We start from the raw sequence: 26,665 nt of genomic DNA, 5'->3' as shown, positions 1-26,665 counted from the left end.
TGAAAGAGAGGGATGTACATGCGAAGAAAGAGAAATCATCATTTTAAAAGTGGTGAAAAAAACGAAGAGTATGCAGCTGAAATATCACCAGCTGGCATTCCAATTAGACATAAGCGTAAAGAAATTGCAAATGAGATAGAAGGTACAAATACCGGTGCAATGGTAGGCTATGTCGCTTTATTTCTTTCGTTATTCTCCATTGCTTTTTATCCAGTTACGCTCGGCTCCCTAGCAATTTTAGTTGGCCTATTAGCTGTCAATTTCGGAGCAAGAACACTTGGATATACAGCCATTGGTTTTGGTAGTTTTTCTGTTTTATTTACTTTACTTTATCCGCTTGCTTTGTCAGCGTTTTAAAAAAACACACCAAGTCATACTTGGTGTGTTCATTCATGATACAACATAATATGACCGCATCCACAACAATGTTTCGCTGTAATTTCTTGAAACACTGGATAATTTTCTTCATCTCGATGCTCAATAAATACTTTTTCAAATCGATACATGTTTGGTGCATATGCCCAATCTTGTTTCGTACGTGCATATAACGTTGAGGAAAAAAACTCCTCACCGCCACAAACAATACATGTGTTCTTCATCAATACCCCTCCTATGCTTGTCTTACTTCATCTATATGAACATAAGCATAAAAAAAAGACCTTCTATTACTAGAAAGTCTTCTCTGAAACAAAAAGAAATGTACCAAACATTCCTACTCCGCTATATTCTTTTGAAACACCAGCTTCTGTTTTAAATGTTTGCTTTACAGTCATAAAGAATACACCATTTCGTGCATCTGTACTTTCAAATTGTAGTTTTTCTTTTTTACCATCTACATTTTGCGTGCATTCAAAACTACTCTCATTACAATTCAACGCATACTTATCCTGTACATACACTTTAAAATCTGATTCTTTCGGACAAGTTATAAGTAATATTGCCACGAGAATAATACTTATAATACCCACAATTGTATAATATTTCTTCATTTGTACTCCTTTCAAATGACAAGAAAACTTGACTTCATACGCCAAGTTTTCTTAGTCAACAACCCATTGCCACTCTTGTTCTTTCTTATCAAAAATGAGCCAACCTGTTTCTGTTGCTTCCTCTTTCAATTCATCGATATTATCTAACACCTCATCCGTACTTTCATACGAACCAACTACATATACCGGAATTTCAAGACCTCTTCTTGACTCAATCTTCCCTGCTAAATCTATGTAAAGACCATCTTCCATTAGTGGAATCAGTCCCATAATCAATTCTTTTGAAATCGCTGGGAAAATTTTTGATTTTTGGAAGAAAGAAAAACGTTTCTTACCGAAAGCACCGAGTTTATACGGAATGACTTTACTTAACATTCCTACAAAATCAGCAATTCTACGATAATACACTTTGTTGTACCATCCGTCATCATGTGAAAAATAAACAAATCGATTTTTCAGTAACGGAAAGAATGTTCTTGCAAGTGGTTCTTTTTTGTGAGCCAAATATAATAATTCTGCAATTTCTTTCGGCTCTAATTCATCTAAATCGCTTGCATCATCAAAATCTACCCAACAAAATTCATCAAATTCATCAATCTCTGCTTGAATTAACTTATGTATATTTTCTTCCTCAACATATTCAAATAAAGTATGATAATGAAAATCCGTCCATTCAAAGTTGTGCTTTAAAAGCAACACTTGATGAAGCGGTGAAGGGATGTTACTCGCAAACTCTTTAAACGTAATTCCTGATGTAATAAAACAATGACCTCGACGATTACCATTAATATATATCATATTCTTTACTTGGTCAGATCCTCCAGACAAAGCACCTAGCCACCTTCGTTTTATATGTTTCAATTCTATAGCATATTTTAACATGAAAAATTTTAGAAACATAGAAAAAACTTCAAAAACTATTTACAATTTCATGTGTTTTATTACATAGTGATTACAAGAAAAAACGCCTGCTCATAAGCAGGCGTTTTTAAAGGATTTCATCAGGGTTTTGAGGATGATGATTTCCCTCTTTCTTTTCTTCTTTTTGGAACATCGATTGAATTTTATCAATTGTTTGTGGAGCTAATTCAATCATTTTTTCTGCTAAATGTGTCGCATTTTGTAGATGCAGAATATTTACTCCATCTTTATTCACCACAAGAAATGCTACTGGTGTAATCGAAACACCACCCGCGCTACCGCCACCAAATGCAGGGTTACCGTTCGCTCTTTGTCCATCATTCGTTTGGAAATCAGAACCTCCTGCTCCAAAACCGAACGCTACTTTAGAAACCGTTAACACCACACCACCGTCAGCCGTTTGAACAGGCTCTCCAACAATCGTATTTACATCAACCATTTCTTTTAAATTTTCCATTGCTGCTTTCATTAACCCTTGAATTGGATGATCCACCGTTCATAACCTCCTTTGTCATATCTTTCCTAGTTTTTCCGAAAGTTTGTGAACTAAACATAAAATTTTATATTGATTTCAAAAAACTCAAGTTGTAATATTTAGAAAAATAAAAAAAGAGGTCGATTCGTTATGATGCGAAAATTAACAAAGAAAGATCATGAACAAGTATTCGCTTATCTAAAAGAAGAAGCAGCCCTTAACTTGTTTATTATTGGAGATATTGAAGCTTTCGGTTATGACACAGATTTTCAAGAATTATGGGGAGTATTTAAAGAGAATGGAACATTAAAATCAATTCTACTCCGATTCCACGATTCATTTATACCCTATAGTAAAGAAGAATTTATTACCACTGATTATGAGGCACTTCTTTCCGCATATAAGCCACTTAAACTCTCTGGTAAGTCAACTATCGTAGAACAATTTGAAACTGCTTCAAATATACAACTAGGTACTAAAAATGAAATGTATTTTTGCGAATGTCTAAATGACAACAACTTACCTAGCACACCAATTCATGAAACAATTAAACTTGCCTCACTAGATGATATAGAACGAATTATGAAATTACGAAGTGACATCGCTGAATTTCCGACTACCAATGAATCAGAGAAAATATTAAGGCAGGCTATCGAAACAAATACAGGACGCACATACTATATTGAAAAAGATGGCGTGATCATCGCATCCGCCTCTACTTCCGCTGAAAATTCATTATCCGCTATGGTAGTTGGTGTATGTACACACCCGAATTATCGCGGAAATGGTTACGCTTCACTCATATTACAAAAAATGATCCAAGACTTTACGAAAGAAGACCGAACACTTTGTTTATTTTATAACAATCCAGCTGCTGGACGAATTTATAAACGACTAGGATTTAAAGACATTGGAATGTGGACGATGTATCGATAATAAGAGATACTCTATAAACGAAAATAGTTGTAACTTAGCAATAAAAGCTGATTACACAAAAACCCCACACCGTTATTATGAAGAAACTCCTTGTAAAGCCATGCCCCTAACTAAAACATTTCATGTATTCAAGCTAATTTTAGATAGATAAACGCCCCAATTGTTGCATCTACTCCAGCAATTGGGGCGTTTATCCTCAAATTCTTTCCACTATATTTATGAAACATTTATCACACCTATGTCGCTATTATCTTTACGTGCAAATGCCCTTCTTAATATTACTGCTTCTTATTATACTGTGCTTTAAAATCAATATATTCCTGTTTCGCATCTTGGTTATTGCCTTGGTGACTATCAAAAGATGTATGTATTTGTGATATGTATTTTACTAACTTGCCTTCATCATTTCTTTTCTTATAATTTATTACAATACTTACTTCCAATATCTGCTTTGAACCATTTTTAGAATCAATATGCAATGCGATTGATCCACCACCATATTCATCATATTGTATTTTCAACTTATCATTAATAATATTTTGAAACTCTGATTCAGTTAGTGTATATCCAACAGTACTAGGCTGACCAAACTTTTTTATATCACCTCCTGGCTTCATCTTTAGTTTCCCTATCCCTTTTAAACGATCTACAATTAAGTTCACGTATGAAACATCCAGACTTGAATCTGTACTTTGTACCTGTCCATTCTCATAACTAATATTTGTACTATAATTAACTTCTTCTTTATAATTTTTATTATCTACTTCCGAGGTAATTTCTTGTATTGTATTTCCATATAAACTTTTATCTTTCGTATTATATATGCCTTTCGAAGTTTGATAGATTGTTTTACTGTGCTCTCCATCTTCCTTTTGCTCATATGTACTATATATACCTCTTTGTTTCACATACGCATATCCATCATCACTAGCGGACATTACCTTTTTCATGTCACCTTCATCCAAAGCTTTGACAAATGGCTCATACTCTATCTTCGTCTCCCCAAAACCACATCCACTTAATAAACTTGATACTATTGACAGAACTATCATCATCTTAGATTTCTTCTTTAACTTCATACTGACACCCCGTTGATTTCCCTAGGCATTTTTAAGTTCATTATGTTCCTTTTTGGAAATTAATACATTTCACCTTTACTTACTGCTATTTATTTACTCATGCAGATTATATTGAAGATGCTTTAATTTTTAATAGCATTAATTTATATACAATCCTTAATTGTTTATATATTCTATTCGAATTTTCAGAAACCAAAACTTATTTTATTTCTTTAGTTTTCTTTTTTCCTTCTCTTCATAAAGCTTTAGTCTTTTCTGACGTTCCCTTTCATGTTCCTCCCACGAAATATAAAATGATGGAAATTTAAATCTACAATAGGCTAATAATTGGAACTCTGCTGCACCTATGGCTACCGCGTACATTACAAGGGTTCCTGCCATATACCCCACTAAAACCCCTGTTTCATAATTATTATGAACATAAATTAAGATAAGAAGGGTTAGTACATATATCGTAACACCAATCATTGCATTGCCTTTTGTTTTACTAAAAAATGAAGTTGCTCTTTCATCCATACTAAATGCCCCACTCTCTGCTTGTTTAAAGGTATCAATCGTTGTCACCAGATGAACAAAAACTGCTCCTAGAAACAATAAACCCACATACAATAATGTAATTTGATCAATTGAATAATTCGAAATTGCTGGAAGTATAAACAATGTGAATCCTATAGTTCCTAGCTGAAATGCAAATAATAATATCACAAGTGCTTGCAACTTTTGATATTTGAAACGAGCTTTTGGAATTAGATATAGAATGAAAAAGATTACTTGCAAACCATATAACACTAATTCAATACTAACAATTATTTTGTCAAAGAGAGTCGGATAGTATCCCCAGCCAATCTTAATTAATGCTACCAAAATAAAAAGCATGAATAATGAACTATAAACTATTCCTCCAAACATAAATCCCACAGAGTCTTCTGGGCTTAAGCGATTTCTACATGTTATTTTAAATTCATCTAAATCTTTTTCTTTTATATTCCACATATAATTACACCATCTTTTCTAAAATCATGTAATAACTCTATTTTTGTAGACAAACTGAGAGTAAATAAATGTTTTTGGTATTTCATATTAAACTAGCCTTTTTTACTTTTTCTAATAAACATAACATATAACAATAGCATCGATATTAACCCTATCCCACCGCCCAACACCCCTCCATATTCTTCTAGATATATGCAAAGAAATATACTACCAATAAAAAATATTATTCCGAAGATAACAATCCACTTCCCCAGAAACTCTGCTACTTTATATAGAATTAAAGAGATAAACATAATCCCAACAATAATAGGTGCTATTACACTTTCAAATAAACCTTTTTCTTTTTTTGCAGCTTTAGAATCTTTATTCAAGATATTACATTCCTCCCTTTACTAGTTAATTTATGAATAATGTATTCATTCTATCTTCAATGTAAGTTTACGAGTATCATTTATAACTTTCATTTCAGTTTTTGTTTCGCTTTTGTTCTTTCTCTCTTATTCTTTTTCTATTTGCTATAAATTCTTGGTGTTCCTTTTCATGTTGTTTCCACGTAATATTAAATGATGGAAATTTAAAGCGACAATACACCAATAGGACGAATTCTGCTGATACTACAGCGAATATATATAATATTATTGTTTGTACAACATAAATTGCCATTTGACTAAATGTATAATTAAGATTTAGAAAAATTAATATAAGTAGAACCATTACACCAATTGTCATTCCAATCGATAAATATAATTTTGCGTTAGTAAAAAATGAGACAGCTGGTCCTTCCGATTTATATCCTCCATGTTTTGCCTTTTTAAAAACATCAATTGTAGTTACAATGTGAGTACAAAGCGCCCCTAACATTATTAAACAAATATAAACTAACGTTTTATTATTACTTGGAAAATCAAACATTCCTTCAACCATCATAACGATAAATGGTAATGTTGCTAATTGAAAAGAATAAAATAAAGTCACGATGGCTTGGAGTTTCTGTAATTTAAAAGCAACCTTTGAAGACATGAAAATTATTAAAAAAATCAACTCCAAAATGTATAACTTTACCTCAGATCGTACCAAAAATATTTCAAATGGTGTTAAAGAAATCTTATCACCGTTCAGCAAAACACCTAAAAACATGATGAACATTGGTATAGAAGTATATGCAAAAACTCCTACATAAAAGATTCTTATATAATCCGGACTTAATCGGTTTTTATTTGCAATTTTGAATAAACCTAAATCTTCTTCCTTTATTTTAAGCATCCATCATTCCTCATTTCGACGCAAAACTTATTTCTTTATTTTGTTTGCTTCTTTTCCTTCTCTTCATACATCTTTAGTCTTTTCTGACGTTCTCTTTCATGTTCCTCCCACGAAATATAAAATGACGGAAACTTAAATCTACAATAGACTAATAATTGGAACTCTGCTGCGCCTATGGCTATCGCGTACATGATGAATGTAAATATAAAGTAACCAAACATTATGCTCAATGAGTAATTATTTTGTATATAAATTAAAACGAGAAGAATTAGTACATAAATTACCACACCAAACATTACATTTTTCTTTTCCTTATTAAAAAATGAAGTAGATCTTTCTCCCATACTAAACGCACCTTTACTTGCTTGTTTAAAAGTATCAAATGTTGTTACACCATGAACAAGTATTGCTCCTAATACTAGTAAACCTACATAAATAAGCGTAATAAAATTAATAGAATAATTACTCATCCCTGGAAGAACAAACGCCGTAAGACCTATAGTACCTAACTGAAACGCATATAATAATATCACCAATGTCTGGAGCTTTTGAAATTTAAAACGTACCTTAGGGATCAGATATATAATAAAAAAGATTACTTGTAGGCTATATAACAACAATTCCATTCTGACCATTACTGCGTCAAAAAGAGTCGGATAGTAATCCCAGCCAAATCTAATTAATGCTCCAAAAATAAAAAGCATCAATAACGAACTATAAAGCATTCCACCAAACATAAACAACATAGCTCCTTCAGGGCTTAAACGATGTCTACATGTAATTCTAAATTCATCTAGATCTTCTTCTTTTATGTTCCACATTTGTTAGCTTCACCTTTCCCCGAACTATAGTATATTACCAAAATAAAGATTCAATTTTCTTAGTCACTGATTTTATACCTTTTTATTTTCATCGCCTCTCTTAACTATCTCTTTTGTTGTACTGCGCCTTGTATTTTAAATATTCCTGTCTCGCATCTTGGTTATTATCCTGTTTTCTATTAAAATACGTTATTATTTGGAACATATTTTCTATTAATTTTCCATCCTCATTCTTTTCTTTAAAATCTATATCTATCCTCATTTGCAAAATTTGTTTTGGATTTTTTGAGGCATCCAGGTGCAATACGATTGTTGCTCCATCAAATTCATCGTATTGTATCTTTAATTTATTATTAATAATATCTTTAAATTCAGATTCAGTTAGTCGATATCCAACTGAATTAGGCTGATCAAACTTTTTTATATCATTCTCGGGCTTCATCTTTAGTTTCCCTATCCCATTTAAACGATCTACAATTAAGTTTACGTATGAAACATCTAGATTTGAATCCGAACTTTTCACCTGTCCATTTTCATACTTAACATGAGTACTATAAATAGTTTCTTTTTTATAATTTTCATTTGTCCTTTTCCCCTTGTCTTTTTCTATATCAGTCGCAACTGTTTGTATCGCCTCTCCATATAAACTTTTATCTTTTGTATTATATACACCTTCCGTAGTTTGACGAATTGTCTTACTGTGCTCTCCATCTTCTTTTTGCTCAAACGTACTATAAATACCTCTTTAAGTCACATAAGCATATCCATCATCACTCGCAGACATTACCGTACTCATGTCCTCTTCATCCAATGCCTTTACTAATCTCTCATACTCTATTTTTGTTTCCCCGAAACTGCACGCGCTTAGTAAAAACGTTACAGTCATTACAATAACTATTTTTTAACTAACCTTTTACTCATACCATAACTACACCTTTCCCCTTATTTTATACATTACTTGCTATTTGAATATTGTTTTTCATACTTCTCATATCGGGTTTTAGAAGCTTTATCGTTATCTTCTTTACTATTTAAATAGATTGCTATTTTTTGATCATGCCTTATTAATCGGCCTTCTTTATTCTTTTTTTCATATCCCATTGTGATGCTTATTGTAGTGAATTCCATTGGATTTTCTTTTGAATCTTTCGCCGAACTAAACTCCATTAATAATATTGCTTCATCAAATTTATCGTAGTCCACCTTTAACTTATCATTAATTATTTCTTGAAATTCCGATTCGGTTAAGTAATATGTTACCTTGGATGACTCACTAAATCTTTTTTTATCTTTTTTGGGTCTTAAACTATCTATTCCCTTTAATCTATTAAATATAAATCGAACATTCGAAACATCCAAATTTTGATCTGGACTTTTTGATTGATTATCTTCATATTTAATACTAGTTCTATATACAATCTCTTCTTTTTTTGCTCACTATTTAATGAACTAGCAATTTCTTGCAAAGTTGTTCCATAGAACTTTTTTTCTTTAATATTGTATACTCCTCCTGTTGTTTGATATACAACGCTAATGCGATTATCATTTTCCGCCCCAAACGTGCTATCCCTAACCTCTTCTTTCACATAAGCATACCCATCATCACTCGCAGACATAGCCGTCTTCATATCACCTTCATCCAATGCCTTTACTAATCTCTCATACTCTATCTTCGTCTCCCCAAAACCACATCCACTTAATAAATTTGCTATTATTGACAGAACTATCATCATCTTGGCTTTCTTCTTTAACTTCATACTGACACCCCGTTGATTTCTCTAGGCATTTTTAAGTTCATTATGTTTCTTTTTGGAAAGTAATACATTTCACCTTTACTTACTGATATTTACTTACTCATACAGATTATATTGAAGATACTTTAATTTTTAATAGCATCGATTTCTATACAATCCTTAATTGTTTATATATTCTGTTCGAATTTTCAGAAACCAAAACTTATTTTGCTTTCTTTTCCTCTCTCTTTATAACGCTTTAAGAATTCCTGACGTTCCCTTTCATGTTCCTCCCACGAAATGTAAAATATTGGAAATTTAAATCTACAATAGGCTAATAATTGGAACTCTGCTGCACCTATGGCTACTGAATATAGTATAAGGGTCAATACGGCATACCAACCTATTTGCCCCATCGTATAATCATTATTAATATAAATTAAGATTAAGAGAGTTAATACATATAGTATAGAGGCAATCATTAATAAATCTTTTGTCTTACTAAAAAATGAAACTGAATTTTCCCACTTACTAAATGCGCCTTCGCTAGCTTGCTTAAAGGTATTAATTGTTGTAAAAATATGAATAATAAAAGCTCCTAACAATAATAAGGCTACATAAGTCAATGTAACATGATCATTTGAATAACCGAAAATACTCGAAACAACTACTGTTACAAATCCTATAGTCGCAAGTTGAAGTGCATATAGCAATATAACTATAGCTTGTAACTTTTGAAATTTAAAACGGGCTTTGGGAAATAAATATACAATAAGAAAAATGATTTGTAAGCTATACAAACATAACTCTATTTTAATAATTGTTTCCTCTAGTAAACTAGGATATACTGACCAACCAAATTTCACCAAACCATAAATTACACCTAACATGATTAATGAGGTGTATATGATTGAGCCTAGCATAAAACCTACAGCAGCTTCAGGACTTAAACGGTTTCTACATGTTATTTTAAATGCATCTAAATCTTTTTCTTTTATGTTCCACATATAATGACACCACCTTTTCTAAAAACATGTATTAACTCTATTTTTGTAGACAAACTGAGAGTTAATACATGTTTTTGGTATTTCATATTAAACTAGCTTTTTTACTTTTTCTAATAAACATAAAATACAACAGTAACATTGATATTAACCCTATCCTATCGCCCAATCCCCCTCCATATTCTTCTAGATATATGCAAAGAAATATACTACCAATAAAAAATATTATTCCAAAGATAACAATCCACTTCCCCAGAAACTGTGCTACTTTATATAGAATTAAAAGATAAACATGATCCCGACAATAATAGGTACTATTACACTTTCAAATAAACCTTTTTCTGTTTTTACAGTTTTGGGATCTTTATTCAAGATATTACATCCCTCCCTTTACTAGTTAACTTATGAATAATGCATTTATTCTATATAAGTTTACAATTATCATTTACAACTTTCATTTCAGTTTTTGTTTCGCTTTTGTTCTTTCTCTCTTATTCTTTTTCTATTTGCTATAAATTCGTGGCGTTCCTTTTCATGTTGTTCCCACGTAATACTAGATATTTAGATTCTTATTCAATCAAAAATAGACTTTCCTCTTTCCATGTTGGAAGAGGAAAGTCTATTTATTTCTAAATATATTATAGCCCTTGTTTTATTAATAATTGTTACTTATTATTTTCAGCCTTGTTCTTTATCGTTTTTACAAATTCATTTCGCCATATTTTAAAATTATGAGCAAATTTTCCTTCAATAGAATTTTTATACCCTTCAAATTTCACTTCTAAAATATCAAAGTCATTGAATAATTTATATGTCTCTGCCGTCAAACCTACTGGGTGTAATACCCCACCATAATCATAGAAAGTGTCTTCATCGAGAAGTATTCCTCTTGTAGTAATTACATACTCTACATCTTTTTCTTCCTCAGTACTCAACCTCACTACACTTCCTAAAGGCAAAACTTTCTCCATATAATCTTTCATATTAATTCACCGATCCTTTTAATACGATAATTTTCTCTTCTATTTTTTGTCGCCTTTTTTCTAATTGGCGAATACGATCAATAAAAGCATCACGTGTTTTACCTTGCAAACTATTATCAATACTACTTTCTAATCTTCTAATATCTCCTGTCAAAGATACAGCTGCTTTTTCAAGTTGCATAACAACGTTAATAATTTGATCTCGCCCACCACTGTCCGGAAATGTACTATGAACCCTCGACATTATCATATGTAAATCCATCCTCATACCCCCTTCCTTAACATTTATCAATAATAGGAAACCGAAGCTAACTCTTCATCTTTTGCTATCATAGAAATTACCGCATCTGTTACATCTTGACTTAACTCTTTTAAATCATTTGAAAGTTCGTTCACATCTCTGGAAATCTCTACTAATAATGAACGATTTAATCCTCTACTACCATCATTCATAAAATAGTTTAATAATGATTGGCGATGGCTTCTTACATAATCTCCAGCAATTGAAGCAATATTTGTATCAATTTCAAAGTCACCTTTAAATACATCTAAAATATCTTGAACAAGAGAAGATGCTACTTCTTTTGCAATTGCTATAATTTCATCACGGGATAAATAAAGAATAATGCATCCTACTAAAAAATCTACAGCTGCGTTAAATACTGATTCTAACACTTCAAGTACCTTTTCCTTACATTTTGCTAATTTATTCTCTATCCAATCCACAGCCGCATTCACCTGATTTCTAACTTCTTGTATAACTTCCTTACTAAATTTCAAAGCTTTTTTTCCTGTTTCTACACCTATACTTGCTATTTTTGTTGCTAGAGCACTAGTATCTCCCACTACTGTTATTGCAACTAGAATTGCACTGACTGGGGTTCCATTTACCACTAAATCCACTACAACTTCTTCTGTTGTACTTAATGTTTTTTTTCCAGTGATTCCTTTATATAGGTCCCCAGCAGATTCTGATATTTCTAAAAAACCAAATTTCCAATCAAATCCTGTTTCGCTAACCTTTTTCAATTTATCTATTGCTACATTCCCATTCCTAGAATAAAACTTTGGATCATATAAAAAAGAATGCCCTTCCCCATTTTCCATTTTATAAACCTGTCCAGGTATTACAAAATCTGCGGCCTTAATGGCGCCATACAAAGGATCATATTCATTTATAAGACTGCGGCAATTTTTCATATTGGTCCCGTATCCGTACTTAACCACATCTTTATTTAAAACAGGCGCAGGATTTAAAGCTAATACGTTTATATTATCTTCTTGATGTCTTAATGCAACTGTATTCGCTGCTCCGCCACCTAAGGAGTGCCCTAGTAAAGTTATCTTCTTTCCTTTATTCCCCGCCTTGACTTTTTCATAAAATTTTTCTGCTTGACTATACTGAAATTCTGCTAATGACCCCAATATAGGTGAATTAGTTAAATTATGCAGTCCAATTGCTCCATCGGTTGCTAAATCACCTATTTGGCTCGGTTGGGTTCCAACGTATACAATGAAAATTTCATGCGTGTTTCTATCCTCTAAAGCATACGCCCCAAATCCAGTTACTGAATGAATATCATCAGAAGCTATAATATTAGCATTAAAGTTGTCTTGTAACTTCTGTTTATTTATTATTGGATCAGAATTATTATATTTTTTTTCTTGTGCATTATAATCATAAATATCTTTTGCCGATAATCTTAATTTTCCTACATCACTACTTAATTTATAATCTTCCTCATTCACCATATTCTCCCCCTTATATATTAATGGCTTTCTTTAAATTTCTTTTCATATTGTAAGTAATCTTTTTTTGATTTCCGATTATTTTCTTCTTTATTATGTAAATATGTTGTTATTTCTTGATCATGCCTAATCATATTATTTTCTTCATTTCTTTGTTTATAGCCTATCGAAATTGTTATCTCTGTTATTTCCATCGGATTTTCCTTTGTATCCTTAGCAGAATTAAATTCAATTAGTAGTGTTGCATAACTAAACTTCTCATACTCTAATCCTAAATTCCCATTAAATAGCTCTTTAAATTGAGTTTCTGATAAATTATAGCTTATCGTAGCTGGTTGGCTGAAGCTTTTTTTATTCACATTTGGTTTCAATTCTTTTATTCCTTGCACTCTATTGAGCATTAATTTTATATTAGACATATCTCCCCCTCGATTTGAAGCTTCTAGCTGTCCATTTTCGTATCTTATATCTGACTTGAATACAACTTCTTCTTTATATTGTGGGTTGTCACTATGTTTTTCATCCTCAACTGGAGTATTGACTTTCTTTTGTGCCTCACCAAAAAGAATATTATCTTTAATACTATAAATACCTTGCGTTGTTTGATAAACTACTCCTATTTGCTTATTATTATCCTCAATAAAAGTGCTATCCCTAACCTCTTCTTTCACATACGCATACCCATCATCACTCGCAGACATAACTGTCTTCATGTCCCCTTCATCCAATGCCTCTACTAATCTCTCATACTCTATCTTTGTCTCCCCAAAACCACATCCACTTAATAAACTTGCCATTATTGACACGACTATCATCACCTTAGCTTTCTTCTTTAATTTCATACTGTCACCTCGTTAGTTACTCTAGGCATTTTTAGTTTCATTATGTTCCCTTTTTGATAGTAATACACTTCATCTTTACCTAATGGTGCTTCGTTGCTTATATATTTTATATTGAAGATACTTTGATCATTTAATGGCATTGCGATAATTGCTGCTGTTAGTTTACTTCTCATTTTCATAGGTAGAGCTTCACGATTTCGGTCCATGTAGTCGTGGTGACCTGCTAATACAAAGTAAATACCTACTGTACGAGATAAATCAATTAAAGTCGCTGCATCCTCCATTTCTAAATAAACAAATTTACTAAACTCTTCAACATTTGTCATGATAATGAGTTGTTTTGTGAATGCAGGAATTTCTCTACCTTCTTGTCTTGCTTGTGCTAATTCAAAAGCTCGTTCACGAATTACTTCCATCCAATACTTCGCATGCATATTGATTTCATTTTCGTCTACAATGTAGTGCGTCACATCGTCTTTATATTGAACGAAACTATACTCTGCTGTATCCACCAACGTCACACTTTCAAAATAATCTTTATTCAATTGAGATAGGATGCTAGATACAATTTGTTTTCTCATACTATCATCTACACTATAAATCATTAAATGATCATTCACTGCAATATCATGAGCTACAACTTCTACGTTTGCAAAATCAAGCCCCATTGGAATTCTTGCTGCTTGTAGAGCTTTTGTAACGTCTTTATTTTTACGATAAGTAGCAATATCAATCACTTCTGGCATCATTGGAATTGCCTTCGGACGTTCTCCATCCCATTCTCGATCCATATCATTTGCTTCTTGTTGTAATAATTGAATTTGCTGTAATTCATCTTCTGCTTTCGTAGGTAATGCAACCTGGAATAATGTAGGAGATTCTAGTTTTATTAACGCTCTTCCTGCTGTTTCTTCCACTTTTATATCAGATCTCCCTACAATACTAGCTACTTCACTTTGATCAATCATATATAGGCAAGTTTGGATTTTAATATTATTGTACAATTGAATTCTAAGTGCATTTTGTCGCCCTGCACTAATTAAGGTATGAATTCCTAAACTTGCACCATCTCGGACAATTTGCATAATTAGCATTTCAAAGCTTTCATAGAACTTCGCTTCTTTTACTGCATCATAATTGTCGATTGCAATAATAATATGTGGTATTTCTTTCCCGCTTGCCTTTTCATACATTTCAATATTTGCAACGTCATATTCACTTAATAATCGTTTACGATTTTTCATTTCTTGAGTTAATCTTTCAACAAACTTTAAACATTTTTCAGATTCATCAATCGTAATCGTATCCGCTACATGAGGTAATCCTTTCAAAGGTAGAAGACCATTTGTTCCAAGGTCCACTAAATACACATGCAAATGCTCCGGACTATGCTGACGAGCTACATCCATAATGACTGATTGTAAGAATGTTGATTTTCCGTAGCCTGGGCTTGAGAAGACCGCTACGTGTCCGTCTTTACTAATATCTAATGTTAATGGTGTTTGTGATTGTAATTCAGGCTGATCTAGTAGACCAACTGTTGCTTGTAATGGTTTCTTTTCTTTCGTCCATGCTTCTTTGAACTGAATTGCATGTAAGTCTTGTAAATATACGCTTTCTGGAAGTGGTGGTAACCACGGTCTAGCTAACGCTTCAATTTCATTTATTTCTGCGTAATCGTGAATGTAGTCAATAACAGCATCCAGTTCAGATGGTACGCTTATTACTTCTTTACTGCTACCAAGGCCACTTAAATCTTCACTTAATATTTCATATTGTCCTAGATCATTTATTGCATAGATTGTTGCGTCTAAATGTTCTTTATCCTCTTTGTTTTCTACATAGTCTGCTCCGCTCCAAGCTGATTGGAATAGTTCATAAATTTCATTATTCCCAACTTGTAAGTAAGCACGTCCTGGTAATGTAATTTCAGCAGCATCTGGCGTTTTTAAGATTTCATTACTATCTGACGTATTTTGAACTTTTAATGCTAGTTTGAATTTCGAGTTACTCCAAATTTGATCATCTACAACACCACTCGGTTTTTGCGTAGCTAATATTAAATGGATCCCGAGTGAACGACCGATACGCGCTGTTGAAACTAACTCTTTCATAAATTCTGGTTGTTCTGACTTCAATTCCGCGAATTCATCACTAATTAAAAATAGATGCGGCATCGGCTCACTTACTAAGCCTTCTTTATACAGTTTTTGATACTGATTAATATGGTTTACATCATTTTCACCAAATAATCGTTGTCTTTTCTGTAATTCAGCTTTAATTGATGCGAGCGCTCTCATACTTTGCGCTCCATCTAAGTTCGTAATTGTTCCTAATAAATGCGGTAAGTTTTTGAATAAATTCGCCATTCCGCCGCCTTTATAGTCAATTAGTAAAAAGGCTACTTCGTACGGGTGGAAATTGACTGCTAGAGATAATATATACGATTGTATAATTTCCGATTTACCTGAACCTGTTGTACCTGCTATTAATCCGTGTGGTCCGTGTGCTTTCTCGTGTAAGTTTAAGTTTACGATATCTTCTTTCCCACGTAATCCAAGTGGTACAGCTAAAGATTTATGCGCTGCATTTTTCTCCCAACGACTTGTGATATTCAGTTCTTTTACTTTTTCAACGCCGTACATTTCTAAAAATGTTACGCTTTCTGGAATACTATTTTTTAAGTTTTGCAAATGATTTAATGGTGCTAATGCCCGCGAAATATCTTCTAAATTGAATCCTTTTGGCACATGATTTAGTTTAAATTGACGGTTAACAAGTTCTCCTTGCTCTAAGATGATGTTCCCTTGTTTTGCATCTCTTATGTCTATTACCGTTTTCACATGCTCCGGTAAACTTTGCATAACATCTTGTACAAATACAAGTGATACACCTAATTGACTCGGATCATCATTAAAGAATTCCATAACAACATGGTCTAATATTAGTTTTTCATCTGTAATGAGAACGACATAGTGCGGTGCAAAGTACATTTTTTCATTAGTAGAACTTTTTTCATCTAGTTTTAATTTTCGTTCTTTCAATATTTGATACAAACTATTTAACACTTGATCACGGCTACGATCATGGTATACAAATCCACGTACATTTATATCGCGAACACTTCCATGAGGTAACCAGCGCATCCAATCCCATTTTTCTTTTTCTTCTTCCGGAAAAATAGTAATAAACTGCAAGTCATAATAACTATGGAATAAAGCCGTTTGTGCAACTAATAATTGTAATTGCTCTAACACTAAAGAGCGTTGACCAATATAACCGACTGGTCCATTCATTAAATCTGTTACAACTGGTACATCTTCCAACGATAGATAACGCTGTCTTAGTTCACGTGCTATATCAATTAATTCATCTTTCGTTTGACTAAATTCTTCTTCATTAAATTGAATTTCAAAACTCGTATTAGCTTGTCCTGTTCCAACGCTAAATGTTAAGAAATCATGATGTAACATTGTTTTTTCATAAATTCGAGGATTTACTTGAACTGCCATATTACGTATTACTTCTACATTTGGATTGTGATAATGTAATGCGTGACGCTGTTTTTCACTTTCTGCATGTAAATCTTTCGTTTTTTGTTTTATATACTCTCTATAGCTTTTATCTCGTTCAACAATATCGACTTTATATTGCTTCAAATTTTTAATATACGATGTGACAGAAACAATGATTGTTACTAATGTCATCGCAATCGATGCGATAATAAACATTCCATATTTCATGAAAATAGCAAGTAATACAGTTACGACAATCATGACAAGTGAAGGTGCAATGATTCTTGCTAAATGCTCCGTTGGTTTTGATGGCATACTTGAAGGCTTTGCAATTGTCATTTTCTCTTCTGGTTCACGGTAAATAATACGTGGTGAACGATGATAGTCTGGATAACCACTTTGATAATTTGTTTCTGATTCTACTAAAATAGGTAACTCAGATTTCACTTTATCTTCTGAAGAAAGTACTTGAATGTCTTCACTACCAATCTCCAATAAAATACCATCAAAATATAATACGTCTCCTGATTCCAACATAACGCTATCTTTTAACTTCGTATAATTATGAAATACATCCCCGCCATACACGTTCACTTTAAAAGAATCGTACAACGTTTCGCGAGATAGCATTAAATCTACACTAGTCCCGGTAATAGAAATATCATCGTAATCGTTTTGACTCACTGTAAGAGAATGTTTCGTTCCGATATCAAACACTTTAGTTGTGCCAACAATAGATATAAAGATTTTCAAGCTCACATCTCTTGTTTTCCCAATCTCAATTTCCTTATTAAATTCTATTAATTGATCCTGTACCATCCAAGCATTTACTTCATTATTCCACTTTAACTCTACTTCTTGTTCTAAACTTGGATTCGTAATATCGTTTGTCCACTCTTTTCCAATCGACACTATTGATTGCTCATTTGGATGTAATGTGCACTTATATATTTTGTCTCCATAAGTCAATACTAATAGTTGCTCCATCCGTGTTCACTGCTCCTTTTCAACTGTCTCATCAAGTGCTTACTCTTTTTTCTCCGTGTCCGACAAATTTTTATCGCTTGATGAATTGCCATATTTCTTTTTATATTCATCTAATTGTTGCTCATATGTTTTTAACTTTTGATCACGTTCTTCCCCTGATAAATCTGGATTATTTTTCAGTGATTCAATTTGTTTAACAAGGCCGTACATAATAAGCTGAGGATCATCAAGTGTCTTAGCTAAATCTAATGATTTATCAAAATTACCTTTTCCGTTATACATCCAATACAGCAAATACTTTTCATCACTTTTCAAACTAATGTTTTTCATAATCGATTTCTTTTGAGCTTCACCTAGTTTTTCAGCTGTAATGTATGCAAATGCTAACTCATATTTAGATGCAATCGGTAATGATTCAAACTCCTCCTCATTCAATTGCGTAATGACTTTGTCATAATCAGTTGCTATGAAACTTGCATTTGCTTCTAACAATTTATTTTGATAAGGAAATTTTATAAAAGTGAAATATATTAAAGGAGCAGCTAAAATAACTGTCGCCGCTATGAAGGAAAAAGCTAAGTATTTAAATGATTTATAGCTTTTTTTAGGTACTAACTGCATATTTTTTTCTGTTTTTGTTTGTTCCTTCTCAAAGCTGTCATCAAGAAACTGCAGTAATGCATCTAAGCTTTCCATTTGAGCAACGGTCTGTTCAAATGTTGTTTCTTTTGCATCTTTTAGTAACCCAGCATACAAATCATCAAAGTTATGTTTTTGGGAGAATAAAGCAATAATTAGACACTTATATTGTGTTAAAAATTGCTCTTCTAATAACGGGGTTGGCGGAACAATATCTCGAATTCCTCTATGTATAATACTTGGTATTAAATTAGCATTAAAAACTATATTGTCTGGATGTAAAAAGAACGTGATTCGTTTATTTAAATATTTACGAAACTGCGCAACATTCCGAAGTAGTCTTAATTTCTCATTTCTTCCAAAACGGCTAAGATCGTCCCACTTATATAATTTTTTATCTACTTGATATAGAAACGTAAACATATCATCCGTTTCTTCTATTGTTAATGGTACAAATTCAGATGATTCGCCCGTAATTATATCGAATTGACGGAAGTCTTTTATACGTGTTTGAGATTTGGTCATCTCCAATTTCCAATTTTCTTTTTCTATTTGAAATTGATAGTTCATTGCATCAATTTGAATTATTTTTTCCGTCATGTTTATCCTCTTCTCCTTTTCTTTATAACCCGTAATAACTTATTTTCAAATAACTAAAAGTAAAAAATATTCTTTATAAAACTTGCAAAATATCTCCATCTGTTATTTGGTGATCAATTAAACGATCATTATCTGTTAAAACAATTGACTTATTTTTCACTTTAATTACAAAATGTGAACCTTCATGATTATCAATCTTTAGCGTATCTAATAAGTTTTTTAATAAATATTTAATAGATTGATGATTCGGAATACGCAAATCATATGTATTTCCATTCCATTTACTAAAATCTACTGTCACATTGATATGTGTTTGTATTGCCATCGCTTTACCTCCAACTTTTACGAAGAACCGTATAAATACCGATGCAAATAAGTAGAATGCCGCCGCCAAATAATAATATTATTGTTATACTAATTGGCTCTTCATTCATTGTTTCATTACTCGCTACTTCATCTGCACTTTTTCTGACAATGTATTCACTACTAAATAAACTATTTTTCGTATCTTTAACACTATTATTCTCTTTTGGTTTTGTAAAAAGAGAATCTCGCAAAGCTTCCATATCTTTTTGTTCTTTCTTTTTCTTTTTCTCAATTTCTTCCTCTATATCTTTGTTAAATAACTCAATCGATGCTTTATCTAATTCTGTTTCTTTATGTTCCTTTTTATTTTTTTCTTGGTCGCTTTCTTCAAGTCGATCCACTTTAAACTTAATCTTCCCATCATCACCAAGATAACTGTCAGCCGCGCTCCTTATCGGTAGCGCGACAAACAGTAAAAGGATAGAGAGAAATGATAACTTAACCACTATGCTCCATTGTTTGATCATTTACTTCTTTTTCCTCCCATTTCTTATGCCATACAAATAGATTACTAACCAATCCAATAATGGCAATTACAAACAATACGACAAAAATAACTTTCCCAGTATCTTTACCACTAATAAAATCATTTAGAAAACTTTCTATATACTGAAGCGGTGAGAATTGACGTATCTTTCCGACAGAGGACATTTGATCTACTTTACTTCCAACTGCCTCAGTTAAAAATAGGTACATGCTTAAAAATACTAATAGTATAAACATACCTACCATTTTTATTTGTCGTAATAAGTAAGTTGAGACCAATACAAACGCCATCATAATAAATGTGATGAACGCAATCCATAGTAAACTTTGATCCTGACCAAACTTTAAAAGACGCCCAGAAATGATACCTATACTAATCCCTTCCACAATTGATATACCGAAAGCTACTACTGTAGTTGGTACATTCATATCAATTAATGAGAATTTCTCTTCAAAATGATCTGATTGCATTCGTTTCTTTTCTTGATTCGCAATTGCGTATGCTGTAAATAATGCAACAATGAAACAAGTTAATACAATTAAGTACGGTGTAAAAGCATTACCTGCTACAATTACTCCATCATTTTGCTTTTGAACTGGACTAGCTAAAAAGTCATATAGCATTTCATTTTGACGATCTCCAATACGACTATTCGCTAAAATTTTCGTAAAGTTTTTGGAGAATGATTTATCATCTTCCATTTTCTTCGTAAAGTCGTTTAATAATAAATCAGCTTTTGAAACAATTGTCGTTCCGCTGTCTTGAATTTCTTTTGCTTGTCCATTGATTTGATCAAATGTTTTATATACATCGTCTGAAGTTGCTAAACTATGCTTCGAACTTTCGACCAATGACTGACTTTGCATCATTAATGATTTAATACCAGAATCTAACGATAAAACAGCTGTTTGCTCACCAGCATGATTTGTTGTTAATACTTGCTGCTCTTCAACTAGCTTTAAGCTATTCTCACGCCATTTCGCTAAACCTTTTACATACTCTCCTAAATTTTCATTCATACTAGTTGCTTGTTGCGTCGTTCCATTTAATTTCTCCGCTAGTAGCATAGAATTTTGATCCGCACTAGTAATAGATTGTTGATAAGAGTTTATTTTTTGTTTTAAACCTGACATATCTTGCTTTATTTCTGTAGTAATACTTGATGAAACAAGATTTGAAATTAAATCAATTAAGCTTTGTTTATTTAATACGTAGTACAAAGATTGATCCGTCGCAATTGCATCTAAACTTCCCTCTTCTAACTTAGGACCTACATCTTTCGTTCTTAAATCAATCCCATAATACATTTCGTAAAGGCTCATTAAACCTTGATAACTTTCGACTGTATCTACTGCTTCTTTAATTAATAAACTAGATATATTTTTTGTTAATACTTCTGCTTTTTGATGTATAACTTGATTCGTTGTACTTTCAATAGTTTTTGAATTGCTACCGTTATCTGTCCCAGTGTCTGGCTTCTCTCCTGTGTCAGGTTTTCCTCCCGTGTCTGGATTTCCTCCTGTATCAGGTTTTCCTCCTGTGTCTGGATTTCCTCCTGTATCAGGTTTCCCTCCTGTGTCTGGATTTCCTCCTGTATCAGGTTTTCCTCCTGTGTCTGGATTTCCTCCTGTATCAGGTTTTCCTCCTGTGTCTGGATTTCCTCCTGTATCAGGTTTTCCTCCTGTATCAGGTTTTCCTCCTGTATCAGGTTTTCCTCCTGTATCAGGTTTTCCTCCTGTATCAGGTTTTCCTCCTGTATCAGGTTTTCCTCCTGCATCAGGTTTTCCTCCTGCATCAGGTTTTCCTCCTGCATCAGGTTTTCCTCCTGCATCAGGTTTTCCTCCCGTATCAGGTTTTCCTCCTGTGTCTGGATTCCCTCCTGTATCAGGTTTTCCTCCTGCATCAGGCTTTACACTGTCACCATTATTACTCTGTTCTGTTTTTTGAATAATAGGCGTTTTAGCATTGTGTACTAACGGCATTATGCCATACTGTGATTTATGAACCACATTTTCCACCTTGCTATTTTCCGTTTGTGTTCCTTTATCTTCTTTGTTAGGTTTTTCTTTTTCAGGACTAGTTTCTTTTGTATGAGTCCCACTCAATTCCCACTGCCACATTACAGGAGAGAAAACATCTATATTGATGTTTGGATCTTTTAACTTCACATGCAGATCAATCTTTATATCCCCTTCATTACGAGGAGCTATTGTAATTTCTCCTGCTTCGCTTTGAAGAAAGTCACTTGTACGATCCACATCATCAATATGTAAGAATCCTGTACTTCCATCTAGTTTAAATTCTTCTGGAATCTTTATCTTCAAAATTTGCGGAGATTCCATTTTAATTACTTTAGCAGTATCACTAAATGTAATTCCCTCTGTATAAAGTCTATCCTTTACTTCTTTAATTGCGTTTCCTAAAGATATTTTATTTACAGGATCATAATAAAAATTATTTTCTTTATTATATTTTTTTGTAAATTGAATTACATTTTGCAGTTGTAATTTCGTTGTATCTGGCAAATCACTTTGACCGATTTCTTCCATGTTTAAACTAGGTAATTTCGCAATTAAATTCTCGATTTGTTTCTTTATTCGAGCATCTGGTTGTTTCATTAATGTATTTATGAAGATCTCTTGCTTTCCATCATTCGACATAGATTGCTTTAACTTCTTAATTACCGTCTCTTGAATATCACTTTCTAACTTCCCTGCAAGTTCTGTATCATATTCAGACACTTGTTTTTTTACATCTGCTAAATATTTTTGAATTGCTGAAGCATCAGTTAAAATATTTGGTTCTTTCTCTGAAAACGTAAATTGATTTGAAATACTTTTATTAGCTGATTCCAATGCACTTAATTGCTTTAAAGCATCGCCTGTATTCATATCATTCATATATTGATTGAATTGATTTGTGAAATTATTCGCTAACAAATTGTTATCAGTTTGCATTTTTTGAAAGTTATTAAAACCATCTAAGTACGTACTGTTAGATTTATTCCCTTCATCTAACGCTTGACCGAAACCTTTTAAAACATCCTGAAATCCTTTGAAACTATTAACAGAAACACCTGTATAATCTTGTACTGTTTTAAATTGATTTGTGTAATTTGCTAACGGACTATGTATATCTTTTTTATACATAGTTGTTTGAACGTTTCCTTTTTCAATTATTTTACCTATATTATCTTGTGCACCTTGTAGCTTACCGATAATACTCGCAAAATAAACGTCGATTATTTGCTTATTGAAATCTTCTAAAATAACAGAAGCTGTATTTTCTGCCTCAGCTTTCAAATCCTTATTCCCAGTTGCATTTACTTTGTAGTTTAACGTTAATTTCTCTGGAATCTCTGAATCAATCGCAACTGCCTTCCTAGAAAAATCATTTGGAATAACAATCATCATATTGTAATTATTATTTTTCAATCCATTTTCCGCTACCCCGCGGCTAACTACGTACCATTCTTGTTTCGTATTTTTATTTACATTTTTAACAAATTGATCTCCAAACGCTATTTTATTGCCCTCAAATACAGTGCCCTGATCTTCATTTACCAACGCAACTGTCATTTTTGGTGTAGTATTCTCATTAGCTTTCTTAACATTTTGATTTAATGCTAAATAGGAGACCCCTGTTGATAGTACAAGAGCTAAAATAATAAACAACAAGATGCTCCATTTGAACTTTTTCACTACTTATCACTCCTGCGACTGCGAGTCTATCTAATGAAAGACTTCGTATCTTACTCTAGTTTTAAAGTAATTTAGCCATACAACGTATGGTTGCATGGCTAAATTATATATTTCTTTTTATCTGTCTTATTGTAGACCGAAATTACGAGAAAGATCTTCGTCATGTCTAGCAACAGCTTCTGCAGTTTTATTAAGCTGCATATTGATTTCTTGTAATAGCTGTGCGAAGTTTTGTACTTTTGGCTTTAATTGATTGAACTGTTGGTCAAAACCTTCGAAAGCACGACCTTCCCATTCTCCTCTTAATTCATTTTGTAAGTTTTGTAGTTGACGTAAAATGTCCTCAATTTGATTTGCACCTTGTCCATATCGAGTCGCTTTCGATTTAAGCTCCTCTGGTGACATACGAATTTGTCCTGCCATTATTAAATCCCCCTTAAAATTTAAAAATAGTAAAATTAACCAATAATCAATTCTACAAATTGATTATATCAATAATTTAAAAATTTCTAAACAAAAAAATGATATTTTTCCAAAATTTCTCTTTTACTATAATAACGATATATTGTATAATACTAATTTATTTGTTTTTTAAGCACACTCTATAAATCTACTATAAAATAAAGGCAAACCATCTATTTTATATATTTATAAGGACTTATTCACTTTAAATCCCAGCGAGAAAGTAGCCACTAAATCATTATTTCCCTCCCATTCAGACTATAATACTCACTTCAAAGTCATAATTACCTGCCTTTCAACAAACCCAAACTCTTCGTACATCTCTTTTGCAAAATTCCCAGCAAATACATTCAACCGAATTTCTGAATACTTCTCCTTTAATTCCTTAATACTAGCTTCCATCAGTTCTCGCGATAATCCTCTCCCGCGATATTCTGGGAAAACGTACAATTCATATATAAATCCAAGTTTTTCACGAGAAAAATAGTCTGTATTTTCCCCTATTAATATCCATCCCATTACTTTATTTTCTTCTTTAACAATTAAATAGTATGCTCCTTTTTCTACAATCGGCTTTGTAATCTCAATTGCTTTCTCGGTACTTAATTGACAATTCCCTCTCGTCCCCTCAAAAAGCGATTGGGCCGCATATTTTAATATTTCATTGGTATCTTCTTGATTCGCCTTAACAATCATTTTTCACAACTCCCCTTGAATAATAGGCATTACTATCGCTTGTTCAAGATTCTCCGCTTCCATAACAATTGCTGTTAATCCGTGTTCTGTACTTGTTTCATGGAGCTCTCCCTTTTTCCAAAACACAGCTTGTCCCGCCTCTACCTTTATCTTTTCTTTATTTACCCCACATACATATCCTGCTCCTTCCACAATAAGAAGCAGTTGAGATACAACTGCTTCATGATTACCGATGATTCCATTCTCGTGTAAATGCATAGCACCGATATGTATATTTCCTTGATGGTTTAATATTTTTGACATGATGAAATTAGATTGAAATACTGATAGGTGCTTTCCTACTTTTTCACTAAAATCAAAAATTTTCATTACTAGTCCTCCTTATACGTATAAAACCATCCTTACTGTCTGCATCATATGTCCTTCAAAGTCTTCTTCAAATTGCTCTAATTCAGCAAAACCTTTCGCTTCATAAAAGCGTTTTCCTTTTTCATTTGCTGCTTCTACATGTATGTACAATTTCCGTATCCCATTTAATGCTTTAATTCCTTTTTGTAATAAAGCACTTCCGATCCCTTTTCCTTGCTGATCTGGTAACAAATAAATCGCACCTAATTCCGCTTCGTTTTGTAGTCTAACAGGTGAAAAGTTCGCAAACCCTATTACTTCACCCTCTTCTTCCGCAACGAATAAATGCGTATTTTTAAGACGATATTTCATTTTTTCATCAGAATATGCCTCGTCTAAAAAACTATCTTGAATTTCTCTCGGAATAATGCCTTCATATGTATCATGCCAAGCTATTTTTGCTACTGATTGTACAGCGTGAATGTCTTCTTGCTTCATTTCTCTAATTATATATGTCATCTCGATGTCTCCATTCTCTTTAAATTATATTCTGCTAATATACTAGAAGAAACGGCAAAACCATTTTCATAATTCACCTTAATTAATTTTAATTTCTCAATTGAAGCTGTTGCAAAATTAAACTTTCCATAAATATATTCCATTACACTTAAAAACTGCTTTGTATGTAATCTATTTGCAATTGTACAATGCGGAACCCATTTTCCCGGTACGTAATATGAATTTGGGTTGTCATGAAAAGTTTTAAAATAATCATGATAAGAATAATGAAGTTTTAACAATTCATCGGTAACGGTCGGCGCTAGAAAGACCGTTCCATTAGTAGGAAAAATTCCAACAGAAGGAAAAGTTACTGCGTCTATATTTTCTTGAATGGCTACAAACTCCCCTAGTTTCTCCGTATACAAATGAACATCTAACTCATTATAATCCGCAATCGTTATATGAGGTTCTACTCCAGCTAATTGATTTGTTCCAATTACATTTGTTAATTCATTTTGCAGTTCTGTAATTTTATGAGTAAACACACGATCAAATGTAGCAATAATAGCGTACAA

25 protein-coding genes and 5 pseudogenes are annotated in these 26,665 nt (G+C 32.5%); 2 read left to right on the top strand and 28 right to left on the bottom strand.

What is annotated here, in order from left to right:
* Positions 1-18 precede the first annotated feature (18 nt).
* Positions 19-357 (top strand): hypothetical protein, encoded by a 339-nt coding sequence (locus ACTL4X_RS10355; RefSeq protein WP_001253201.1) that lies wholly within the window; start codon positions 19-21, stop codon positions 355-357.
* A 29-nt stretch (positions 358-386) separates the two neighbouring features.
* On the opposite strand, the gene ACTL4X_RS10350 is transcribed toward ACTL4X_RS10355, so the two are convergent.
* From ACTL4X_RS10350 to ytfJ, 4 genes are all read right to left on the bottom strand, one after another.
* The gene (locus ACTL4X_RS10350) at positions 387-599 is read right to left on the bottom strand and encodes a hypothetical protein (protein WP_000798747.1); all 213 of its coding nucleotides are present in this window, start codon (positions 597-599) and stop codon (positions 387-389) included.
* Positions 600-668: 69 nt separating this feature from the next.
* Positions 669-989: a hypothetical protein gene (locus ACTL4X_RS10345; protein WP_000761174.1), complete on the bottom strand. Its 321-nt coding sequence runs from the start codon at positions 987-989 to the stop codon at positions 669-671.
* Positions 990-1,040: 51 nt separating this feature from the next.
* Positions 1,041-1,817, bottom strand: a complete 777-nt coding sequence (locus tag ACTL4X_RS10340) for an oxalate:formate antiporter (RefSeq protein ID WP_000014087.1) — start codon at positions 1,815-1,817, stop codon at positions 1,041-1,043.
* A 160-nt stretch (positions 1,818-1,977) separates the two neighbouring features.
* Positions 1,978-2,403, bottom strand: coding sequence for a GerW family sporulation protein (gene ytfJ, locus ACTL4X_RS10335; RefSeq protein ID WP_000349991.1), 426 nt, complete (start codon positions 2,401-2,403; stop codon positions 1,978-1,980).
* A 132-nt stretch (positions 2,404-2,535) separates the two neighbouring features.
* Here ytfJ and ACTL4X_RS10330 point away from each other — a divergent pair, with 132 nt between their 5' ends.
* The gene (locus tag ACTL4X_RS10330; protein ID WP_000984754.1) at positions 2,536-3,321 is read left to right on the top strand and encodes a GNAT family N-acetyltransferase; all 786 of its coding nucleotides are present in this window, start codon (positions 2,536-2,538) and stop codon (positions 3,319-3,321) included.
* A 278-nt stretch (positions 3,322-3,599) separates the two neighbouring features.
* Here ACTL4X_RS10330 and ACTL4X_RS10325 read toward each other — a convergent pair whose 3' ends face one another.
* The 24 genes and pseudogenes from ACTL4X_RS10325 to ACTL4X_RS10210 all read right to left on the bottom strand — a co-directional run bounded on the left by ACTL4X_RS10325 (position 3,600) and on the right by ACTL4X_RS10210 (position 26,665).
* Positions 3,600-4,400 (bottom strand): DUF3952 domain-containing protein, encoded by an 801-nt coding sequence (locus tag ACTL4X_RS10325; RefSeq protein WP_078386268.1) that lies wholly within the window; start codon positions 4,398-4,400, stop codon positions 3,600-3,602.
* Between the two features lie 204 nt (positions 4,401-4,604).
* Positions 4,605-5,393 (bottom strand): hypothetical protein, encoded by a 789-nt coding sequence (locus ACTL4X_RS10320; protein ID WP_000267178.1) that lies wholly within the window; start codon positions 5,391-5,393, stop codon positions 4,605-4,607.
* Positions 5,394-5,485: 92 nt separating this feature from the next.
* On the bottom strand, positions 5,486-5,764 hold the full coding sequence (locus tag ACTL4X_RS10315) for a hypothetical protein (RefSeq protein WP_001030792.1): 279 nt from the start codon (positions 5,762-5,764) through the stop codon (positions 5,486-5,488).
* A 94-nt stretch (positions 5,765-5,858) separates the two neighbouring features.
* The gene (locus tag ACTL4X_RS10310; protein ID WP_071740432.1) at positions 5,859-6,656 is read right to left on the bottom strand and encodes a hypothetical protein; all 798 of its coding nucleotides are present in this window, start codon (positions 6,654-6,656) and stop codon (positions 5,859-5,861) included.
* A 35-nt stretch (positions 6,657-6,691) separates the two neighbouring features.
* Entirely contained in the window at positions 6,692-7,477 is a 786-nt protein-coding gene (locus tag ACTL4X_RS10305; protein ID WP_086404609.1) for a hypothetical protein, read from the bottom strand.
* 100 nt (positions 7,478-7,577) lie between these two features.
* Positions 7,578-8,398 (bottom strand): annotated as a pseudogene (locus tag ACTL4X_RS10300) (DUF3952 domain-containing protein).
* A gap of 33 nt (positions 8,399-8,431) precedes the next feature.
* Positions 8,432-9,234 (bottom strand): annotated as a pseudogene (locus ACTL4X_RS10295) (DUF3952 domain-containing protein).
* Between the two features lie 185 nt (positions 9,235-9,419).
* Positions 9,420-10,217 (bottom strand): hypothetical protein, encoded by a 798-nt coding sequence (locus tag ACTL4X_RS10290; RefSeq protein WP_086404608.1) that lies wholly within the window; start codon positions 10,215-10,217, stop codon positions 9,420-9,422.
* An 82-nt stretch (positions 10,218-10,299) separates the two neighbouring features.
* A pseudogene (locus ACTL4X_RS10285) lies at positions 10,300-10,586 on the bottom strand (hypothetical protein).
* A gap of 293 nt (positions 10,587-10,879) precedes the next feature.
* A complete protein-coding gene (locus ACTL4X_RS10280) occupies positions 10,880-11,197 on the bottom strand; it encodes a DUF4176 domain-containing protein (protein ID WP_000656387.1) in 318 nt (105 codons plus the stop codon).
* Between the two features lies 1 nt (position 11,198).
* Entirely contained in the window at positions 11,199-11,459 is a 261-nt protein-coding gene (locus ACTL4X_RS10275; protein ID WP_000363091.1) for a hypothetical protein, read from the bottom strand.
* 26 nt (positions 11,460-11,485) lie between these two features.
* A complete protein-coding gene (locus ACTL4X_RS10270; RefSeq protein ID WP_029442152.1) occupies positions 11,486-12,949 on the bottom strand; it encodes a lipase in 1,464 nt (487 codons plus the stop codon).
* 17 nt (positions 12,950-12,966) lie between these two features.
* Positions 12,967-13,788, bottom strand: a complete 822-nt coding sequence (locus tag ACTL4X_RS10265; RefSeq protein ID WP_000768469.1) for a DUF3952 domain-containing protein — start codon at positions 13,786-13,788, stop codon at positions 12,967-12,969.
* Positions 13,785-18,014, bottom strand: a pseudogene (gene essC, locus ACTL4X_RS10260) (type VII secretion protein EssC); the annotation flags it as partial. The pseudogene essC and the gene ACTL4X_RS10265, both read right to left, overlap by 4 nt.
* Positions 18,009-18,290, bottom strand: a pseudogene (locus tag ACTL4X_RS10255) (FtsK/SpoIIIE N-terminal domain-containing protein); the annotation flags it as partial. The pseudogenes essC and ACTL4X_RS10255, both read right to left, overlap by 6 nt.
* A 39-nt stretch (positions 18,291-18,329) precedes the next feature.
* Positions 18,330-19,529: a type VII secretion protein EssB gene (gene essB, locus ACTL4X_RS10250; protein ID WP_000136612.1), complete on the bottom strand. Its 1,200-nt coding sequence runs from the start codon at positions 19,527-19,529 to the stop codon at positions 18,330-18,332.
* 73 nt (positions 19,530-19,602) lie between these two features.
* Positions 19,603-19,854: an EsaB/YukD family protein gene (locus ACTL4X_RS10245; RefSeq protein ID WP_001007571.1), complete on the bottom strand. Its 252-nt coding sequence runs from the start codon at positions 19,852-19,854 to the stop codon at positions 19,603-19,605.
* Between the two features lie 4 nt (positions 19,855-19,858).
* A complete protein-coding gene (gene essA, locus ACTL4X_RS10240; protein ID WP_000595667.1) occupies positions 19,859-20,362 on the bottom strand; it encodes a type VII secretion protein EssA in 504 nt (167 codons plus the stop codon).
* Entirely contained in the window at positions 20,334-24,083 is a 3,750-nt protein-coding gene (gene esaA, locus ACTL4X_RS10235) for a type VII secretion protein EsaA (protein WP_289683405.1), read from the bottom strand. Before esaA ends, essA begins: the two co-directional genes overlap by 29 nt.
* A gap of 126 nt (positions 24,084-24,209) precedes the next feature.
* Entirely contained in the window at positions 24,210-24,506 is a 297-nt protein-coding gene (locus ACTL4X_RS10230; protein WP_000918601.1) for a WXG100 family type VII secretion target, read from the bottom strand.
* 306 nt (positions 24,507-24,812) lie between these two features.
* Positions 24,813-25,241: a GNAT family N-acetyltransferase gene (locus ACTL4X_RS10225; RefSeq protein WP_000635647.1), complete on the bottom strand. Its 429-nt coding sequence runs from the start codon at positions 25,239-25,241 to the stop codon at positions 24,813-24,815.
* A 3-nt stretch (positions 25,242-25,244) separates the two neighbouring features.
* The gene (locus tag ACTL4X_RS10220; RefSeq protein ID WP_000688073.1) at positions 25,245-25,610 is read right to left on the bottom strand and encodes a cupin; all 366 of its coding nucleotides are present in this window, start codon (positions 25,608-25,610) and stop codon (positions 25,245-25,247) included.
* 12 nt (positions 25,611-25,622) lie between these two features.
* On the bottom strand, positions 25,623-26,108 hold the full coding sequence (locus ACTL4X_RS10215) for a GNAT family N-acetyltransferase (protein WP_000221048.1): 486 nt from the start codon (positions 26,106-26,108) through the stop codon (positions 25,623-25,625).
* Entirely contained in the window at positions 26,105-26,665 is a 561-nt protein-coding gene (locus ACTL4X_RS10210; RefSeq protein ID WP_000270858.1) for a 2'-5' RNA ligase family protein, read from the bottom strand. Before ACTL4X_RS10210 ends, ACTL4X_RS10215 begins: the two co-directional genes overlap by 4 nt.

Source organism: Bacillus sp. RE35 (assembly GCF_052146655.1).
Lineage (GTDB): Bacteria > Bacillota > Bacilli > Bacillales > Bacillaceae_G > Bacillus_A > Bacillus_A cereus.
The sequence above is the reverse complement of the archived record's forward strand: the minus strand, read 5'-3'. Positions and strand labels throughout refer to the sequence as shown.

Excerpts from the sequence above, each read along its gene's own strand:
- ACTL4X_RS10355 (WP_001253201.1), top strand. The coding sequence starts at position 19 with ATGCGAAGAAAGAGAAATCATCATTTTAAAAGTGGTGAAAAAAACGAA.
- ACTL4X_RS10350 (WP_000798747.1), bottom strand. The coding sequence starts at position 599 with ATGAAGAACACATGTATTGTTTGTGGCGGTGAGGAGTTTTTTTCCTCA.
- ACTL4X_RS10345 (WP_000761174.1), bottom strand. The coding sequence starts at position 989 with ATGAAGAAATATTATACAATTGTGGGTATTATAAGTATTATTCTCGTG.
- ACTL4X_RS10330 (WP_000984754.1), top strand. The coding sequence starts at position 2,536 with ATGATGCGAAAATTAACAAAGAAAGATCATGAACAAGTATTCGCTTAT.
- ACTL4X_RS10325 (WP_078386268.1), bottom strand. The coding sequence starts at position 4,400 with ATGAAGTTAAAGAAGAAATCTAAGATGATGATAGTTCTGTCAATAGTA.
- ACTL4X_RS10320 (WP_000267178.1), bottom strand. The coding sequence starts at position 5,393 with ATGTGGAATATAAAAGAAAAAGATTTAGATGAATTTAAAATAACATGT.
- ACTL4X_RS10310 (WP_071740432.1), bottom strand. The coding sequence starts at position 6,656 with ATGCTTAAAATAAAGGAAGAAGATTTAGGTTTATTCAAAATTGCAAAT.
- ACTL4X_RS10305 (WP_086404609.1), bottom strand. The coding sequence starts at position 7,477 with ATGTGGAACATAAAAGAAGAAGATCTAGATGAATTTAGAATTACATGT.
- ACTL4X_RS10290 (WP_086404608.1), bottom strand. The coding sequence starts at position 10,217 with ATGTGGAACATAAAAGAAAAAGATTTAGATGCATTTAAAATAACATGT.
- ACTL4X_RS10280 (WP_000656387.1), bottom strand. The coding sequence starts at position 11,197 with ATGAAAGATTATATGGAGAAAGTTTTGCCTTTAGGAAGTGTAGTGAGG.
- ACTL4X_RS10275 (WP_000363091.1), bottom strand. The coding sequence starts at position 11,459 with ATGGATTTACATATGATAATGTCGAGGGTTCATAGTACATTTCCGGAC.
- ACTL4X_RS10270 (WP_029442152.1), bottom strand. The coding sequence starts at position 12,949 with ATGGTGAATGAGGAAGATTATAAATTAAGTAGTGATGTAGGAAAATTA.
- ACTL4X_RS10265 (WP_000768469.1), bottom strand. The coding sequence starts at position 13,788 with ATGAAATTAAAGAAGAAAGCTAAGGTGATGATAGTCGTGTCAATAATG.
- essB (WP_000136612.1), bottom strand. The coding sequence starts at position 19,529 with ATGACGGAAAAAATAATTCAAATTGATGCAATGAACTATCAATTTCAA.
- ACTL4X_RS10245 (WP_001007571.1), bottom strand. The coding sequence starts at position 19,854 with ATGGCAATACAAACACATATCAATGTGACAGTAGATTTTAGTAAATGG.
- essA (WP_000595667.1), bottom strand. The coding sequence starts at position 20,362 with ATGATCAAACAATGGAGCATAGTGGTTAAGTTATCATTTCTCTCTATC.
- ACTL4X_RS10230 (WP_000918601.1), bottom strand. The coding sequence starts at position 24,506 with ATGGCAGGACAAATTCGTATGTCACCAGAGGAGCTTAAATCGAAAGCG.
- ACTL4X_RS10225 (WP_000635647.1), bottom strand. The coding sequence starts at position 25,241 with ATGATTGTTAAGGCGAATCAAGAAGATACCAATGAAATATTAAAATAT.
- ACTL4X_RS10220 (WP_000688073.1), bottom strand. The coding sequence starts at position 25,610 with ATGAAAATTTTTGATTTTAGTGAAAAAGTAGGAAAGCACCTATCAGTA.
- ACTL4X_RS10215 (WP_000221048.1), bottom strand. The coding sequence starts at position 26,108 with ATGACATATATAATTAGAGAAATGAAGCAAGAAGACATTCACGCTGTA.